A 245-nucleotide genomic window follows, 5' to 3' on the forward strand; every position below is an offset into this window, starting at 1 on the left:
GGCGTGCCGGTGGCCACCTTCGCCATCGGCGAGGCCGGCGCCGCCAACGCCGCGCTGCACCTGATCGCCACGCTGGCGGGCACCGACGCTGGCCTGCACAAGAAGCTGGTGGCATTCCGCGCGCGCCAGACGCAGGCCGCGCGCGACATGAAGGTTCCGCCCGAGGCCTGATCCCCATGACGCAATCGACTGCTTTCACCATTGCCCCGGGCGGCTGGCTCGGCCTGCTGGGCGGCGGCCAACTG

Annotated in this window: 1 pseudogene; it reads left to right on the forward strand. The window is 72.7% G+C overall.

Annotation, left to right across the window (positions count from 1 at the left end):
* Positions 1-171: pseudogene (locus SB751_RS34060) on the forward strand (5-(carboxyamino)imidazole ribonucleotide mutase); the annotation flags it as partial.
* Between the last annotated feature and the right edge of the window lie 74 nt (positions 172-245).

This window comes from Cupriavidus sp. SIMBA_020 (assembly GCF_046535395.1).
GTDB lineage: Bacteria > Pseudomonadota > Gammaproteobacteria > Burkholderiales > Burkholderiaceae > Cupriavidus > Cupriavidus campinensis.